We start from the raw sequence: 17,138 nt of genomic DNA on the forward strand, positions 1-17,138 counted from the left end.
CGTATCTCTATTTCCCCAGTATTCCGGCGGCCGCTTCAATACCGCTGCCGGCCTTAAAATTATAGCCCATCTTGTGAAGAGCCGATTCAAGAGCCTTTATCGACTCTATAGTATGCTCCTTATCTATGCCTCCCATATGCGCGACCCTGAATAATTTGCCTTTAAGCTGTTCCTGGCCGCCAGCAAATGTCACGCCGTATTCCGTCTTAAGAAGTTTTATAAGCTCATCCGCATTCATGCCGGCGGGAGTATTCACCGCCGTAACTGCGTTAGACGGAGATTTCGAGAATAAGCTAAGGCCCATCGCCTTCGCAGCGTCCCTGAACGCGTTGGCCTGGGCGGTATGCTCGGCTATCACATTATCGACGCCTTTACTATTAATAATCTCGAGCGCCTTACGCAAACCTATAACCAGAGTTATCGCGGAAGTGAACGGCGTGTCGGTATCCGCCATCGCTTTCTTGTACTTTTTGAAACTGAAATAGAACTTCGGCAGCTTGGAGCTTTCCACGGCCTTCAATGCCTTCTGGCTCACCGAGCAGAACGCGAGTCCCGGGGGTATCATCAGCCCCTTCTGGGAACCGCAGACAGCGATATCCACTCCCCAGGCGTCATTCTCGAATTTGTCAGCCCCGAGGCCGCTTATCACATCGACCACATATAAAGCATCTGTCTTTTTTACGATCTCGCCTATGGCTTTAATATCAAAAACGGTCGCGGTCGACGTCTCGCAGAGAGTGGTGTAAACGCCTTTCACGCCGGGGTTGGCGCTGAGAAGGTCTTTAATGTCCTCCGGACGGGGGCCGGTACCCCACGGCACATCCAACGGAATGACCTCAACGCCGCACGCCTTAGCGATATCTCCGAAGCGCTCTCCGAATTTACCGCCGCGAACCACTATGATCTTATCGCCGGGAGACAGGACGTTCACTATGGACGCTTCCATCGCGCCTGTGCCGCTCGAGGTAAAAGTATATATATCGTTGGACGTCTTGAATATCTTCTTCAGCCCGTCCGTAGCATCCTTAAATATCGCCTGATATTCTTTAGTTCTATGATGAATGATGGGTTTCGCCATCTCGTTTCTTATCTCTTCGGGAACCGGCGTCGGGCCGGGCGTCATTAAATATTTTTTAGCCATTGCATGTCTTCCTTTCCGATGGAATATTATTTGTTCTGAATCACGTTCGTAATAACTTCGTCCACTATGCCGTATGCCTTAGCCTCCTCGGCAGACATGAAGAAATCCCTGTCCGTATCCTTCTGTATCTTTTCCAAAGGCTGCTTCGTATGTTTCGCTATTATCTCTTCAAGCTTCGCGCGCAGCTTCAAGATCTCGGTCGCCTGTATGCTGATATCGGCCGCAACGCCCTGAACTCCGCCCCAAGGCTGATGTATCATTATGCGCGCGTGCGGAAGCGCGTAACGCTTCCCCGGCCTTCCCGCCGCCAGGAGCACCGCCCCCATACTTGAGGCCTGGCCCACGCAATAGGTGTTGACATCCGATTTCACGAACTGCATTGTGTCATATATCGCAAGGCCGCTCGTCACTGACCCCCCGGGAGTGTTTATATATACATTGATATCTTTTTCCGGAGATTCCATCTGCAAGAATAATAGCTGCGCTATTATAAGGTTGGCCACCATATCATCTATCGGGGTACCTATGAAGATTATCCTGTCCTTTAACAGCCTCGAGTATATATCATACGCCCTCTCGGCTCTGCCGGTAGTCTCTATTACCATTGGAACTAGCATACTCATAATGACCTCCGTGGTTTATCTATACTGCTATTTTTCCGTTATATTGGAATTATCCAAAAGGAACTTTACTGTCTTGCCTTCCCGTATCTTATCCTTCAGATTATCGACCAGGCCTTCTTTTTCGTAATAATCCCTGACGAAGCCTTCGGCCTTGCCGCTCTGGGAGGCTATCGACTTATAGGCGCCGCTGACATCCTCGTCGGTAACCTCTATCTTCTCTTTACCGGCTATCTCGTCCAGGATGAAGAGCAGCCTTATCTGGCGCTCAGCGTCATCTTTAAATTTATCCTTAAATTCCTTGTCCTTCTTACCCAGCTCTTCCTTCCCAAAACCCCTCTCCTGCAGTTTCCTCTTGGCGTCCTCTACCATATGTTCCAGCTGCCTGGCAACGAAACTCGGCGGAACGCTGAAGACGTTATCATCCACGATCTTACCCAGGAGCTGGTTCTCTACATTTACCTCGGAGGCGGCTTTCGCTCTCGCCTCAAGTTCCAGCCCGATATCTTTCTTAAGCTCTTCCAGTGAGGCCTTGCCCAGATCTTTCGCGAACTCATCATCGAGATCGGGAAGCTTTCTCTCTTTTATCTCTTTTGCGAGCACATGATACCTGGCTTCCTTCCCCGCAAGCTTGGCATCCGGATACTTTTCGGGAAGCTTGGCGTCTATATCCGCTTCCTGACCCTTCTTCAGCCCGACCAGCTTCTCGGAGAGGCCGGGTATATATGAGTCCTTTTCAACGGTCAGCCAGAGATTTTCCCTTTTTTTATGGACAGCCTTTCCGTCCACAAAACAGTCCAGGTCGCTCACCACGTAATCGCCCATCTGTATGGGCCTATCGTCGGCCGCTATATATTTGGCATTCATCTCCTGAAGGCTCTTCAATGTATTATTGATATCCTCTTCGGTGACTGCCGCCTTCTTTCTTTCCAGGTTTAACCCTTTATATGCCTTCAATTTAAACTTCGGCCGCGTCTCGATTCTCGCCTTGAAAGCGAGCGGCTTGTCTTCCTCGAAAACCAGATCACTGATCTCCGGTGTGCCAATCGGAGTGATACCATGCTCCAGCAGAGCTCTTTTATATCCTTCGGGGACCAGGCGTTTCAGCACCTCTTCCTTGGCGGCTTTCGCGTAGCTCAGCTTAACCATGTCCTTCGGAGCCTTGCCTACCCTGAAACCGGGGATGTTAGCTACCTTGGTTATCTCGTTATAAACCTCATCGAATGCCTTTTCTATGGTCTCCCTGGAGGCCTCTATCTCAAGCAATGTTAAGCATTCATCGATCTGCTTCGCCTTGGATTTCACTCTCAATTCCTTTCGCTTACTACAATAACAATGGACAATAAAAAAAAGATTATATCACAAAAGAATCACATTGTAAATTTTTCGCCGAGATAAATTTCTCTGGCCTTCGGATCCGATATAAGCTCATCCTTCGTGCCCGATATTAAAATATGGCCCTCGGCCATCAGATAGGCGCGATCGGTTATCGACAGCGTCTCTCTCACATTATGGTCCGTAACGAGTATCCCCAGCCCTTTACTCTTCAACTCCTTAATGATCTCCTGGCACTCCGCCACGGCTATAGGGTCTATGCCGCTGAAAGGCTCGTCGAGCAATATGAACATCGGATTGGTGACAAGAGCCCGCGTTATCTCCACCCTGCGCTTCTCTCCGCCCGAAAGCGTATATGCTTTATGTTTACTGAGATGCGTTATCTTAAGCTCGTTCAATAGTTCATCGGCGCGCCGCTTCCTCTCTCTGGGAGAAAAACCGAGAGTCTCGAGGATAGCCATGATATTTTCCTGGACGGTCAGTTTTCTGAATATGGACGGCTCCTGGGCGAGATATCCGATGCCCCGGCGGGCGCGATCATGCAATGACATCCTGGTTATGTCCTTATGGTCGAATATTATCTTGCCGCTATCGGGGGGTATTATGCCCGTTATCATGTAGAAGGTAGTCGTCTTGCCCGCGCCATTGGGGCCCAGAAGGCCCACGATCTCGCCGCGCTTCACGTTGATATCAACGGAATTCACGACGCGCTTGGCGCCGTATTCCTTGACCAGGCCTGTGGCTTCTAATAGATGCATTACTTCTTCGCCTCTTGTTTAAAGCTCGCATCAAAACCGCCCATTCCGCCCTCCGGCGATAGTATAAGCTTAGGTTTGCCGGAAAGCGTCACTTTTTTATCGGTCTCAGAATAGCTTGCTCTTTGGCTGAATGTCGTGTTATCACCTCTTACTATCTTCACATTTCCATCCGCAATTATCTCCGTAAGCCTTCTTGTAGCGGGATCGAGATTAACCGTTATCTTGTCCGCGTCGATAGTTCCGTCTTCGCTCACAACCTTGACATTCTTAAGGAAGAACGCCTGGTTCTTCTCGTAATCAAACTGTACCTCGCCGTCGCAAGTTATCACGGTCTTCGATTTTTTAGGTTTTTCGCCTTTGGCGGCATCGGGCTTCTTATCCTTAGCTTGCCCGGCGCCTTCCACAAAGTCCCCCGTAAACCCTTTAGTCGCCAGGATGGTCGCATGCACATTCTTCTCAAGCATTACATTGTTCTTGTTCCTGTCGTAGACGCCCTTATCGGCCGTGATGACGGCCTCCGATTCCTCGCCGTACGCCGATGCGATTATGTTATCCAGTTTGACCCTGTTCTCGGATATGGCCTCGGCTGACTCCCCTTTCACATCCCACTTCTTAACGCCGCGCTCCGTCAGCCCTTCCAGGTTAAATGAAAGGACCTTATGGTTCACCGCGTCGCCCTGAGTCTTATCCGCAGCCTCCGGGGCCTTAGCCTCTTTCGCCTTCGGCTCTTCCTTATTGCCGCAGCCTCCTGTAAACAAAAATACGACCAGCAGCGCTACTGTGAGATTTCTCATATTATTCATTTTGGCCTCGTCTTCCATCTTCTGTGCATCCAGACCCATTGATCCGGATACTTTCTGATATAGGACTCCACAACGTCCGACCATCTTCTCGTATTGGTTAAAATATCCGCTTCCTTATCACCGGTATCCGTTATCTCGATCGGCTTATCTATCATCAAAGTATGATTGCCGTCTTCTCTTCTTATTATGAACGCCGGTACAATGGCGGCTCCGCTGGCCATCGCCAGCGCGGCAGGCCCCACAGGCGTATAAGCCGGCTTGCCGAAGAAATCGACGAATACGCCCTCTACCGAATCGACATCCTGGTCGGCAAGCATACCTATTATCCCGCCTGCCTTCAGAATTTTCAGTATCCCTCTCGGCGACTGATCGCGATAGATGACATTGACATCGGTCAACTTGCGCAGGTAATTAAGATACCGGTCGTATTTATGAAAATAGAGGCGTCTGCCTACTACCGAGCCAGGGTACTCTTTAACCTTCATCGTAGCAGCGAGCAGCTCCCAGTTGCCGAAATGGGCGGTGAGCATGATAACGCCCTTGCCCCTTTTAAGCTCATCCTCCAATATGCCTATATTCTCTATGTGGACAAGGTTGTCTATATTAGACTTATTGATCTTAGGGAAATTGACAAGCTCTGCTCCGGTCTTACCCAGATTCTCAAAGACTTTAATAGCGAGACGCTTTATTTCGGCTTCGTCCTTTTCAGGAAAGGCAAACCTCAGATTAGCTATTGTCAGATTCCTGTATTTCCCTGCCAGCGCGAAACCGATCCTGCCCAGCCAGGCCGCTATTGCGGCAGCGGCCCTGATCGGCATTAAATAGAATATGAATACGAGGCATCTGCCCCAATAGTAGAGATAATACCTCCTGAACTTGAATTTCATATACGCTAATCACTATATAATAGTAGGGCGGGTTTGTCAATCTCTTCGCTACGGCGAAAATATCTTATAAACATTTCAGTCCGGCGTTTACTTTCGGTCAATGCTTCCGCTTGCCGCTCGCTCGGAATAGGCTTCCTCGCTCGCTGTTGATAAAATTTCGATGATGAAGCCTGTACCGCCTATATGTATCGAAATTTTATAAAGTCGCTCCAGCATCGCCCGAAAGTTCCGCCATCTGACATATCCATATAATATTTTCGCCTTCGCTCCCCGGAAGATTTTTCGGCTCGCTCAGCAGGCCCTTGCGGGGTGGGTGTTGAGCGGGGCGTCGAAAGTCGCGAGCGGGCACGGATTTTTGGTCCTGGTATGCTTGCATGCCAAAAAGAGCGAGCGACCTTTCCGAGCGAAATTTCCTCGCAGGGGAAATTTCGCGTCCCCGCGATGCACCCACCCCGCAAGGGACGGGTCAGGAAGGACCGAAAAATCTCACCAATAAAACAGGCGCCCCTAGCTAATAAGCTGAGGGGCGCCGTCTTTTTTACACCGTACCTCTGTTTACAGACCCTTCTTTATCATATACTCTATCAAATCTACGACGCGGCAGGAATATCCCCACTCGTTGTCGTACCATGCAATGACCTTCGCGAAATTTCCGCCGATCACCTTGGTCAGCTTCGAATCCAAAGTGGATGAAGCCGGGTAATGGTTGAAGTCGATCGATACGACGTCATCTGATGTGTAGTCCAGGATACCTTTCATCTTGCCTTCGGAAGCGGCCTTCATGGCCTTATTGATATCTTCCGCCGTCGCTTCTTTCTTAAGCATGCAGGTCAGGTCCACGATCGATACGTTCGGGGTCGGAACCCTTATCGCGAAACCATCTAGCCTACCTTTTAGCTCAGGGATAACCAGCGATATTGCCTTCGCTGCGCCTGTAGAAGTCGGGATCATCGAGACCGCAGCGGCTCTGGCCCTGCGCGGGTCGGAATGCGGAAGGTCCTGGACCCTCTGGTCGTTGGTATATGCATGGATCGTGGTCATCAGACCTTTCTCGATGCCCCACGTATCGTTCAATACTTTTGCGACAGGCCCAAGACAGTTAGTCGTGCAGGACGCGTTCGAGATGACCGAATGGTTCTTCGGATCGTACTTATCCTCATTCACGCCCATCACTACCGTGAGATCTTCGCCTTCGGCCGGAGCTGAGATAATAACTTTCTTGGCTCCGCCTTTTGTGATATGGTTGACCGCGCCTCTGACCTCTTTACCCTTTTTATTCACGCCGTCGTTTTTAATTGTGAATAAACCGGTCGACTCTACAACTATTTCAACGCCGAGGTCTTTCCACGGAAGCTCTACGGGATCCTTCTTCGCCAGAACCTTTATCGCCTTACCGTTCACAATAATAGAATCCCCTTCGGCCTTTACGTTACCTCCTGGAAAACGGCCGTGCACAGAATCATATTTCAAGAGATGCGCCAGCATCTTCGCGTCGGTGATGTCATTGACGGCGACGAGCTCTGTATTCTTTGAACCTTTCTCAAGAATGGCCCTGGCGACCATCCTTCCTATACGTCCAAATCCGTTGATACCTATCTTTACAGCCATCGTCCTACCTCCTTTGAGATTTGTTTTGTTTATTGTAGCGCTACTATACAATAAAACAGATTATTTTTCCAGCATTTTTTATCTGAGGGCTTACTTCCCTCTCAGGAATATGAGAAAATCGGCGGGATTGATCACTCCGAGGATATTGCCGAATTCATCTTTCACTATTATGATCTCACCCTTCCTTGCCTCGACCTTGCTTAGCGCGGACTTGAGCGAAGTGTGGGGTCCGACCGTTATGAAGCGCCTCTGCATGACCTTTGTGACGGATGAGTCGAGCTCGTGCAGCAACGCCTCGGGGATCTTAAAGAGGACCTCCTTATTTATACTACTCAATTTTTCTCTAACGAAGTCGTACAGGACCGTGACCATTATCCTCTTATAGCTGATCGCCATCGGCATGAACGGCTTTCCTTCGATAAAATTCAGATGTGTCTCTAGGCTCGATTGGCCCGTCTCCTGGTCGATGGCCAGAAGGTATCTGAGCGAACTGTCCGGTATCGCGTCCACTCTCTCTTCCGGTATCGCCGCTAGATACGCGAGCTCATACACATCTTTCTCGTCCAGATCCAGAAAACTGTAATTATCCTTAATATGGAAAGCGATCTCCCTATCCTGGTCCCTGTAGTTGGAAACGTATTTTTCGAATGTATCTACGGCATCCGCGAGGAATACACCGAGCGCGACATCGACATTATAAAGAAGCCCGGCGGCAACCATAGCCGCGTCGTCCGACTGCCCCGGTCCGACGTGATGGCGAATATACATGTACTTGATATGCTTTGGAAGACTGCGCTTCTTATTGTCCGGGTCCACTATCAGCCCGGATGATTTATAATAGTTCAGCCGATCCTCATGCTCCTGGTGGGCAAGCACTTCACCGTCAAGGCCCATCTCTTCCATTATTTTAACATTGACTAGGTAACATTTGCCGTAACCGATATTGATGCCGTACAGCTCCTGGGTCTTCTTCCTTATATCGGGGTTATCTCTGAGGCCGCCCAGATACAGGCCTTTAAGTATATCGTGGTAATTTACGGTCCTGTCTTTGAACTGCGGAATTCCAAGAAGCGGTCTGCCGTTTTTTGTGACGAGCCTGTCCCTCGGGTCGTCCTCTATAGCGCTGTCGGCGTACTCGAATATCTCATCGATAAGTTCCTGGCGCTTCGTCTTTATGACTTTCGGGCTCCTGCCGAGGGCGCTTACGATATCGTCTATGGTGGTATTTACGTAGAAACGTTTATTGAATGCGCCGGCGCCGTTATGGGCGCGGCCCTCTATGGACTGCATGAAGACAAGGTCTTCTATTCTGGGGATCGTGCAGAGCCTCTCCGAGGTCTTCAGATTGCGGAAATCCTGCTGGATCAGTTCGGCCAGCGCTATCTTCTTCGGCATAATTGATGAATTATATCACAGCGCCGTTTTTATGCAAGAACATACTCTATATGAAGATATCGCCGGCGTGTAACCTGTGGCCGCGGAGGAACGAATCGGCGTCGAGAACCTTCCCACCCTCGAGCTGAAGATATTTTATCGCTATAGTTCCGGAGCCGGTATTCATCACGATGCCCTTGCCTCTTATTGTATCAAGGACCTCTCCCGGCTTAACCCCGTCCCTGGCCGGATAATCGGTAAGTTCGGTATTCAATATCTTCAACGTTTTACCTGAAGCGCTCGTATATGCGCTCGGCCACGGCAATAGGCCTCTGACTCTGTTATGTATAATTCTCGCGGGCTGGCCCCAGTCGATAATGCCGTCTTCCTTCTTCAATTTAGGGGCCAGAGTAGCCAGGGTTTTGTCCTGAGGTTTAAAAACCACTCTTCCGGATTCTATCAATTCCATCGCTTCGATAAGCGCCTTAGCGCCAAGGGCCGAAAGTGTTTCATTAAGCGTGATATTAGTATCTTCTTCATTTATCATAACTTCGCGTCTCAATATTATGTCGCCTTCATCCATCCGCTCGTTCATCCTGATAATAGTAACGCCGCTCGTCTTATCGCCGTTAATTATCGCCCAGTTGGTCGGCGCGGCTCCGCGGTACTTGGGGAGAAGCGAGCCATGCAGATTTATCGCCGAGAGTCTTGGGACGGATAGTGCTTCGGGCTTCAGTATCTGGCCAAACGCGATAACCACGAATAGGTCCGCGCCCAGCTTCTTCAGATATTCAATAGCTTCGCGGCTGGATGCGTCCTCCGGCTGATAAACGGGAATGCCGTGTGTCTCGGCCACAATCTTAGTCAGCGGAGGCTGGATCTTCAGATTGCGCCCGCGCTTTCTGTCCGGCTGCGTTACGAGCGCCAGCACCTTATGCTTCGAGGCAATAAGCGCCTTAAACGCCGGAATGGCAAACTCCGCAGTGCCAAAGAAAACAATATTCATCTCTACTCCCCCTCACATAGAAATAGGGTCTACGTCGACCGCTATCAGGACGCCGTGCGGTTTACGGAAACTGCCGAGGACTTTCCTCAGCAGGGCGCATATAGCGGTCTTGTCCTTACCCTTCATTAATATATTATACCTGAAGTATCCGCGCATCCTGGCCATCGGCGCCGGAGCAGGCCCAGAGAACATCGCGTCCTTATCTTCCGCCCTTATAGCTTCCGCCAGCTCGTCCGCCGTCTGATGCGTGAATTCTTCATTTCTTGCCCTCACCACCACCTTGACTAAATTGATGAACGGGGGGAATAGGAGCTCTTTGCGCGACACTATCTCCTCCTCGTAGAACTTGTCATAATCGTGCTTGGCCGCCGCAAGTATCGCGTAATGGTCCGGCGTGTAGGTCTGAACTATGACCTCTCCGCCGTCCTCACCGCGGCCCGCCCTTCCTCCCACCTGGGTAAGTAAATTAAATGTCCTCTCGCTCGAGCGAAAGTCGGGGATATTCAACGTGACATCCGCCGAGACGACCCCGACGAGCGTCACCTGAGGAAAATCGAGGCCCTTCGCGATCATCTGCGTCCCGACCAGCATCTTCACTTCGCCCGACTTAAACCTGCTCAATATCCTATCATGAGATCCTTTTTTTGCGGTAGTATCCGAATCCATTCTGGCTATTTTGATATTAGCGAAAGCATGGCTCATCTCCGACTCCACTTTCTCAGTGCCGAGGCCGAAATATCTTATGTAACCGGATTTGCATTTCGGGCATATGTCGGGCGGGGGTTGATGATAGTTGCAATAGTGGCATACGAGCTTCTTCTCCTCAAAATGATAGACCATGACCGCATCGCACCGTCTGCATTTCATGACGAACCCGCACTTCTTGCAGTTAATGAACGTCGAGAAGCCGCGCCTGTTCAGGAATATTATAACCTGATTACCCGCCTTGAGGGCTTTATCTATGGCATCCAGCAGCACCTTCGAGAATACGGTTATCCTCTTCCTCGTAGCAAGTTCCATCCTCATATCGACGATCTTCATCTTGGGCAGGAGCCTGTCCTCGATACGTCTGGTAAGGCGTATAAGCTTATAGTCGCCGTGTTTTGCCTTATAATATGATTCGAGCGAAGGCGTCGCGCTTCCCAATATGAGCGGGCATTTATTCAGTCTGGATCTCTCCTCGGCCACATCGCGCGCGTGGTAACGCGGAACGTCATCCTGTTTATACGTCGTCTCATGCTCTTCATCTATTATTATGAGACCGAGCCGCGACATGGGGCTGAATATGGCCGAGCGCGCCCCGACGACTATATCAGCCTTGTCGTCTTTTATCTTCTTCCATTCCAGAAATCTTTTCGCTGGAGTGAGGTGAGAATGGATGACCGCTACACGATGGCCGAACCTGGAGACAAAACGCTCTATCGTCTGCGGCGTCAACGCTATCTCCGGCACGAGCATGATAGCCTGCTTGCCTTTCTGCAAGACTATTTCTATGGCCTGCAAATAAACCTCCGTCTTGCCGCTGGCAGTTATGCCGTGAAGGAGGAATGTCCGGGGCTCATTTTTATCGATAGACTCCTCTATCTCTTTCAGTGCTCTTCCCTGCTCCTCCATCAGGACATGGGGCTCCGTTATCACAAAATCTTCCGCTCTCATTTCCGGGACCTTGATCCTCGACCCGATACTCTCTTTGCCCTTCCTTATGCCGCCGGGTATAACCGCGCCTATCGCCTCTCCCCATGAACAGAAGTAATTTTCGCCTATCCATTTCGTAAGCTTCAACAGTTCGTCCGTCAGGATGGGCTCTTTATCAATAACTCCTTTTATTTCCTTCACATCCTTCACTTCGGCAACGTCATTTAAGCCCACTACATATCCTACAATGGTCCTGGGGCCGAACGGGATAAATACCCTCGCGCCTATCCTCACATCATTATAAAGCCCTTCCGGTATCCTGTACTGGAAGAGCTTGTCGACCGGCAACGATACGGCAACCTCAGCGAATTTTGTCATTTGATCACAATAATTTCTTAATCTTTTTCATGTCAGCCCAGGCCAGTTTTTTATCCTGCGGGTTTCTGAGAAGATATGCGGGATGGAACGTCGGCATCACCTTTATACCTTCGTATTCATAAAAACTACCGCGAAGCCGGCTTATGGTGGTTTCCGTGTTGAGGAGCGTCTGGCTCGCGAATTTTCCCAATGTGCATATGACTTTCGGTTTTATTATGGCTATCTGACGCCTCACGTTCTCCCTGCAGGCCGATATCTCCTCAGGAAGCGGCGCGCGGTTATTGGGCGGCCTGCACTTTAATATATTAGCGATATAAACGTCTTCCCGTTCCAAGCCCATAGCCTCTATTATCTTGGTCAGGAGCTGTCCGGCGCGTCCGACGAATGGCAGGCCCTGGATGTCCTCTTCCGAGCCCGGCGCCTCGCCGACGAACATTAACCTGGCTCTCGAGTTACCGGCGCCGAAGACGACATTCAATCTCGTCTTAGATAGACCGCAGGCTCTGCATCGCAACACTTCCTTTTTCAGAGCTTCAAGCTGCTGCTTTACGTCTCCGCTTGCCGAAGTCTTTGCGCTTCCCGCCGCAGGCTGCGAAGAAAACAATTCCTCCGTCCCGGACTCTTTTTCAAATTCGATATACGATTTAACCGATCTTAAAATAGTTAAAATAGGGGACAGCGCCCTATTTTCCCTATTTTCATTCACGCTACCATGGTTCATTTCGCGCTCGCAGTCTCAATAGCCAGTTTCGCCACATCGTAACAGGCCTCCGGCTTCTTTATCTTCTGTATCTCGCTTCTCATTTTGACCAATCTTTCAGGATGGGCCGTCAACTTCTCCAGAGCATCCTTAAGGTCTTCTATCCTATCCACCTTAATTGCCGCGCCGTGCCTTACGATAAATGAACTATTGCGGGTCTCCTGTCCTATGATCGGAGCTATCACCATCATCGGAAGCTCCTTCGCAAGACTCTCGCTCACCGTTATACCACCCGACTTGGAGATCAGGAGGTCCGCTATCTCCATATATTCATATACATTATTTACAAAGCCAAAGACGGCCATCTTGTCCTTAAATTTCGGCTTTAAGGCCTCGAGCCTCTTCACAAGCTCTTCATTATGGCCGCATACAGCTATTATCTGTATCGGGCGGGATATGCTGTCTATCGTCTTCACTATGGCCTCGATCGGCCCGACGCCGAATCCTCCGCCTATAACGAGTATCGTCAGGCGGTCATCGCCGAGCCCCAGCTTATTCAATATCGCTTTTCCATCTACGGGTTTTGAAAATACCGGCTCTATAGGTATGCCTAAAACCTTTATTTTAGATTCCTCAACCTTCCACTTCAAGAGATCGCACTTGGTATCTTCTCCGGCTACCACATAAACATCCGTCTCTCCCGCTATCCACCATGAGTGCAGCCTGTAATCGGTAACGACCGTGATAAGGCGGGAGTCGAGAGCGCCTGCCTTCTTCATATCTCCTATGACCTCGCTTGCGAAGAAATGCGTAGAGATTATTACGTCCGGCTTCCATGATAATAGATATTCGCGCAGTTTTGCGGAATTGAACCAATTGTTAAGCCTTCTCATTTGTGAGACGATCAGGTTAATGAACGGATTGTCCGTAAGATAATAGGAGATCCCCCAGAGAGTGGGCGTCTTATTTACCATGAAGAGATATATCTGCAGATATGACCATTTGAATGACTCGCTGGTATAATCGAGCGCGTCTATTATGCGCACCTCCGTATCCGCCGGCTTCATCTCATCGAGCGCCGCCTTCACGGCCAGGGCCGCCTTTTTATGGCCTATGCCGGCCGTCGCATACGCTATCAATATCTTTTTCATTGTTTCCTGCCTTCCCTTTCTCTTCGCATCGACCTTTCGGATTTCCTTCTCTCTTTTACAAGCAGCCACTTCACCGCCTCCAGGAGGTCCTTAAAGATATAGTCCGGCTTAACGCTCCACTTTCTCATCTCATCCCTGGTGGTCTTGCCGGAAAGCACAAATATAGTATTCAGTCCCGCGCTCTTGCCGGCCAGGACATCGACCTCGCTGTCCCCTATTATAAAGGTATCGCGGGCCGTAACGCTGTATTTCTTAATGGCCTGTTCGAGCATGCCGGGTTTGGGTTTCCTGCAATTGCAATTATCCTCGTTCGTATGGACGCAATAATAGACCTCGCTTATCTTGCCGCTATTCTTTTTAATTTCGGAGAGCATCATGCAGGTTATTTCGTCCAGCCTCTCTTTCGAAAAGTACCCCTTATTCACACCGGCCTGGTTCGATACTATCACGACCTGCACTCTGTTACGGTTTAAGAGAGCCAGGGCCTCGAGCGCGCCCGGAAGAAAATGGAAATCTTTCAGCTCGGCCACATATTGATGCCTTGTCCAGCCGCCGGGATCTTTATTAACCACACCGTCTCTATCTATAAAGATCGTCTTTATCATAATTTAATATCCTCTTTCAACATATAGGCGAGCCACAATACGAGAAGCGGCAGGAAATGGAGCAGAAACCTGCCCCAGGTCTTGCTCGCGAAGAATACCACATCTACATAGGATATCATATAAAAGACCACATACCCGCAAAAGGCCAATATAAGCGATATCGATATATATTTCTGCGCGCCGGTGAATATCTTCCTGTAATTGAATATCGCGGCAAATATCGCGATGGGCCACAACAGGATCCACTTCTTCGGGCCAAATAGCTGCTTCTGGAGCTCATAAAATATCGGCCCTAATTTAGGAAGCTGTTTCAATAGATACACAGGGTTCAGGTTAAGCAGGTTTATCTCGTCGTTCACGATCCCGAACCTCGCCTTTATCCATATCCACGGCGCGAGGATGATTCCGATCACGGCAAGATAGAGGATCGGAGCATAAATCGTCTTTACGGAAGTTTCTTTACGGGTCGTAATGGAAAGATAAATCACAAGAGATGCGTTTATCGCGCAATATAGCATACCCTCATTCTTCGTCCATCCGGCAAGGGCCACCATCACCGCCGACACAGCCAAAAACCGCAGGTCCTTCCTGTCCTCGATCCAGGCCAGGAGAAAGACGGCGCTCGCGAAGTAGTAGAAAGCTAGCGGCAACTCCTGATAAGCGTTGGCCGCGTAAGAATTAAACATCGGAATGCTTGCCAGCAGGAATGTGAAGACGAGCGCGTATGTACGGCTAGCGAAGCGCCTTATGGCGAAATATAGAACCGAGAGTATTCCCAGAAAGAATAACGGAAAGATGATCTTGACCAATTGGTCGTTCAGATTCCGCATTGCCAGATACATAAAAGTTTCGGTAAGCGGTATGTTCAGCGGATAGTCCGGATGCGGAAAACCGTGGACAAGGCTGGGAAAATAAGTATCGGGTATAGCCTTAGCCAGAAAAAATATCTTCGACTTTATAGCATATATGGCTACAGCATCATAAGCCTCAATAGGCTTGATGAGCGCTCTGAAAAAAGCATATACCACCTCAAGCGTTATACCTGACGCCAGAAAGATATTCAAAAATCGATTTTTCTCATCGCTTACCGGAGGCTGATCGGCAAAGATAAACCTGCTGCCGGACTTTACATACCGGTACGCATTTATCGCTACAAGAAAAGCCCACGGAATCAATATTCCGGAGATGCTGAACTTCAGGCCAAGTAAATAAAATAGGAGCATCTCGAGAGATATGAATCCGACTCCCAAGGCATACGAGATGAAAGCCGTTTCTGTAAGATATAGCCTATTGAACCCTCCGGCGATCAAATACAGGATGTTAAACCCTATAAATGCGGCGGTTATTAAGACAGTGGCTAAACTGATAAGTTCCAAAGGCGTTATTCCTTTACCTTACTCTCTTCATAGTGTATGATTTCGCATCTATAACAAAATCCGGATCGGCACTCCTGAGGCGAGGATAGAGATAATAGACCGCTCTCCTCGATTCCATGTCGCCCTCTTCTAGGCCTTCGATCTTATATGTGCTATTTTCAGGCATCTTCGATTTGCAGTAGACTAAAAATTCGTATAGCTTGTCACCAGTAACGTAAGCATGTTTACCCTCGAGGGTCCTCGTTAAGAGAGCCTTGTAGTCATTGATATTCTTCTTCACGAATAGCTCTCTCGCAAAAAAGCCTATCCAGAGTGCAACCCAGGCGGCGAAAAACGCTTTTAAGATTGCTTCGGTCACTTCGTTCCCTCGCAATGACATTAACTTGCCACTATCCAGCGCACAAAGCGCCGGGCTAAAAATCCGAAATGTTTTACCGACTGTATCGACTTCAGCTGGTACAGTATGATATGCGACCTCAAATAAAATTTAGCGAAGGCCAGGCGGTGCAGGCTCTTCAGCTCTTTTCTTGTTATTCCACGAGGCACGTAAGCGGCATTTGTAAAATAAAACCGTTCCCAGTCCACATCCTTTAATTCTCCGCTCGCCAATAGCTTTTCATAGCTCTCCGTTCCGGGAAACGGCAGATATGTGAAAAAGTTGGCCCTCTTGAGCGGAAGCTCCACGGCGAAATCTATGGTCTGTTTGATAGTCGCCACTGTCTCGTCGGGAAATCCCAGTATGAAGAAGCCCGCTATATCTATGCCCGCCCTGTCGATCCTGTTAACGCATTCCCTTATCTTGGCCACGGTGATATTTTTTTTCATGGCTCTTAGTACTTCATCCGAGCCGGACTCGATCCCAAGCGATATCATGTATAGCCCCGTCTCTTTCATCAGGGCCAGAAGCTCATCATCGAGCGCGTCCATCCTGACGCCGTTAGGGACGGCCCATGTCATGCCCAGATCCAGCTCCTTCAGCTTCCGTAAAAGATCCTTCGCATACTCTTTATCCATCGTAAAATTGTCGTCGATTATATGGAATTCCTTTATTCCGAAATCTTTATTGAGCATCTTTATCTCGCCCAGAACGTTATCGATGGACCTGCGACGTATCTTCCTTCCGGAGACTATCTTGCCGGCGCAAAATGTGCAGGAATAGGGGCAGCCTCTCGTAACCATGATGGGCGCTATCGGAAACTGCTTAAAGAAAGCGCCATGCTGCGACTCCGGATACTCCTGTGGCTTTATAAGATCCCAGGCCGGAAGCCCAAGGCTATCCAGGTCATCCACGATTATCTTAGGATTTATCTTTATAGCGCCGCCTTCCCTGAATCCGAGGCCCGGTATTCCGGAGAAATCCTTTGGCCCCTTCTCGACCGCGTTCACAAGCTGAGGGAATCCTTTCTCCGCCTCGCCGACAAATAGAAAATCGAGGTCCTTCTCGGCCTTGAGCGTTGCCTCCGGCAGGGCCGAAGAGTGCGGCCCACCTATTACGGTCACGATATCTTTATTGAGGTTTTTTGCCGCGCGGAGCGCCAGCCTTATGAACGGAAGGTCGAACGTATAACATTGCAGCCCGAGGATATCCGGGTTATGCTCTTTAAGGATAGGCACAAATTTATCGATCGTGAGATTATCCTTGATGCAGTCCAGGAGCATTACATCATGCTCTTTCCTGATCGCGCTCGCCAGGTATCCCAGGCCGAGAGACGGCTGGATATGATCGCTCTGATTATAAGGCTTAACCAGAAGTACTTTCAT

At 49.5% G+C, this 17,138-nt stretch carries 16 protein-coding genes; all 16 read right to left on the reverse strand.

The annotated features are described in order from the left end of the window. Window positions 1–7: 7 nt before the first annotated feature. The 16 genes from NTY76_02215 to NTY76_02290 all read right to left on the reverse strand — a co-directional run bounded on the left by NTY76_02215 (window position 8) and on the right by NTY76_02290 (window position 17,138). A complete protein-coding gene (locus NTY76_02215; GenBank protein ID MCX5677901.1) occupies window positions 8–1,141 on the reverse strand; it encodes an alanine--glyoxylate aminotransferase family protein in 1,134 nt (377 codons plus the stop codon). A 26-nt stretch (window positions 1,142–1,167) separates the two neighbouring features. After that, window positions 1,168–1,758, reverse strand: a complete 591-nt coding sequence (gene clpP / locus NTY76_02220; protein ID MCX5677902.1) for an ATP-dependent Clp endopeptidase proteolytic subunit ClpP — start codon at window positions 1,756–1,758, stop codon at window positions 1,168–1,170. A gap of 33 nt (window positions 1,759–1,791) precedes the next feature. Then, a complete protein-coding gene (tig, locus tag NTY76_02225; protein ID MCX5677903.1) occupies window positions 1,792–3,066 on the reverse strand; it encodes a trigger factor in 1,275 nt (424 codons plus the stop codon). Window positions 3,067–3,131: 65 nt separating this feature from the next. Then, the gene (gene lptB / locus NTY76_02230) at window positions 3,132–3,854 is read right to left on the reverse strand and encodes an LPS export ABC transporter ATP-binding protein (protein MCX5677904.1); all 723 of its coding nucleotides are present in this window, start codon (window positions 3,852–3,854) and stop codon (window positions 3,132–3,134) included. Next, window positions 3,854–4,657, reverse strand: coding sequence for an LPS export ABC transporter periplasmic protein LptC (gene lptC / locus NTY76_02235; GenBank protein ID MCX5677905.1), 804 nt, complete (start codon window positions 4,655–4,657; stop codon window positions 3,854–3,856). Before lptC ends, lptB begins: the two co-directional genes overlap by 1 nt. Beyond that, window positions 4,654–5,544: a lysophospholipid acyltransferase family protein gene (locus NTY76_02240; protein ID MCX5677906.1), complete on the reverse strand. Its 891-nt coding sequence runs from the start codon at window positions 5,542–5,544 to the stop codon at window positions 4,654–4,656. The genes lptC and NTY76_02240 overlap by 4 nt, the downstream gene beginning before the upstream one ends. Before the next feature lie 555 nt (window positions 5,545–6,099). After that, window positions 6,100–7,152, reverse strand: coding sequence for a type I glyceraldehyde-3-phosphate dehydrogenase (gene gap / locus NTY76_02245; protein MCX5677907.1), 1,053 nt, complete (start codon window positions 7,150–7,152; stop codon window positions 6,100–6,102). Window positions 7,153–7,242: 90 nt separating this feature from the next. Continuing rightward, complete coding sequence (locus NTY76_02250) at window positions 7,243–8,547, reverse strand: CBS domain-containing protein (GenBank protein MCX5677908.1); 1,305 nt, start codon at window positions 8,545–8,547, stop codon at window positions 7,243–7,245. 46 nt (window positions 8,548–8,593) lie between these two features. Beyond that, window positions 8,594–9,532, reverse strand: coding sequence for a methionyl-tRNA formyltransferase (gene fmt / locus NTY76_02255; GenBank protein ID MCX5677909.1), 939 nt, complete (start codon window positions 9,530–9,532; stop codon window positions 8,594–8,596). 12 nt (window positions 9,533–9,544) lie between these two features. Continuing rightward, the gene (priA, locus tag NTY76_02260) at window positions 9,545–11,545 is read right to left on the reverse strand and encodes a primosomal protein N' (GenBank protein ID MCX5677910.1); all 2,001 of its coding nucleotides are present in this window, start codon (window positions 11,543–11,545) and stop codon (window positions 9,545–9,547) included. 4 nt (window positions 11,546–11,549) lie between these two features. Then, entirely contained in the window at window positions 11,550–12,266 is a 717-nt protein-coding gene (locus tag NTY76_02265; protein ID MCX5677911.1) for a uracil-DNA glycosylase, read from the reverse strand. Beyond that, window positions 12,263–13,396, reverse strand: coding sequence for a glycosyltransferase (locus NTY76_02270; protein ID MCX5677912.1), 1,134 nt, complete (start codon window positions 13,394–13,396; stop codon window positions 12,263–12,265). Before NTY76_02270 ends, NTY76_02265 begins: the two co-directional genes overlap by 4 nt. Further along, window positions 13,393–14,001: an HAD family hydrolase gene (locus NTY76_02275; GenBank protein ID MCX5677913.1), complete on the reverse strand. Its 609-nt coding sequence runs from the start codon at window positions 13,999–14,001 to the stop codon at window positions 13,393–13,395. The genes NTY76_02270 and NTY76_02275 overlap by 4 nt, the downstream gene beginning before the upstream one ends. Continuing rightward, window positions 13,998–15,377 (reverse strand): glycosyltransferase family 39 protein, encoded by a 1,380-nt coding sequence (locus NTY76_02280; protein MCX5677914.1) that lies wholly within the window; start codon window positions 15,375–15,377, stop codon window positions 13,998–14,000. Before NTY76_02280 ends, NTY76_02275 begins: the two co-directional genes overlap by 4 nt. 13 nt (window positions 15,378–15,390) lie before the next feature. After that, on the reverse strand, window positions 15,391–15,756 hold the full coding sequence (locus NTY76_02285) for a hypothetical protein (GenBank protein ID MCX5677915.1): 366 nt from the start codon (window positions 15,754–15,756) through the stop codon (window positions 15,391–15,393). Next, window positions 15,756–17,138, reverse strand: a complete 1,383-nt coding sequence (locus NTY76_02290; protein ID MCX5677916.1) for a radical SAM protein — start codon at window positions 17,136–17,138, stop codon at window positions 15,756–15,758. Before NTY76_02290 ends, NTY76_02285 begins: the two co-directional genes overlap by 1 nt.

This window comes from Candidatus Omnitrophota bacterium (assembly GCA_026387175.1).
Lineage (GTDB): Bacteria > Omnitrophota > Gorgyraeia > 2-01-FULL-45-10 > 2-01-FULL-45-10 > CAIMPC01.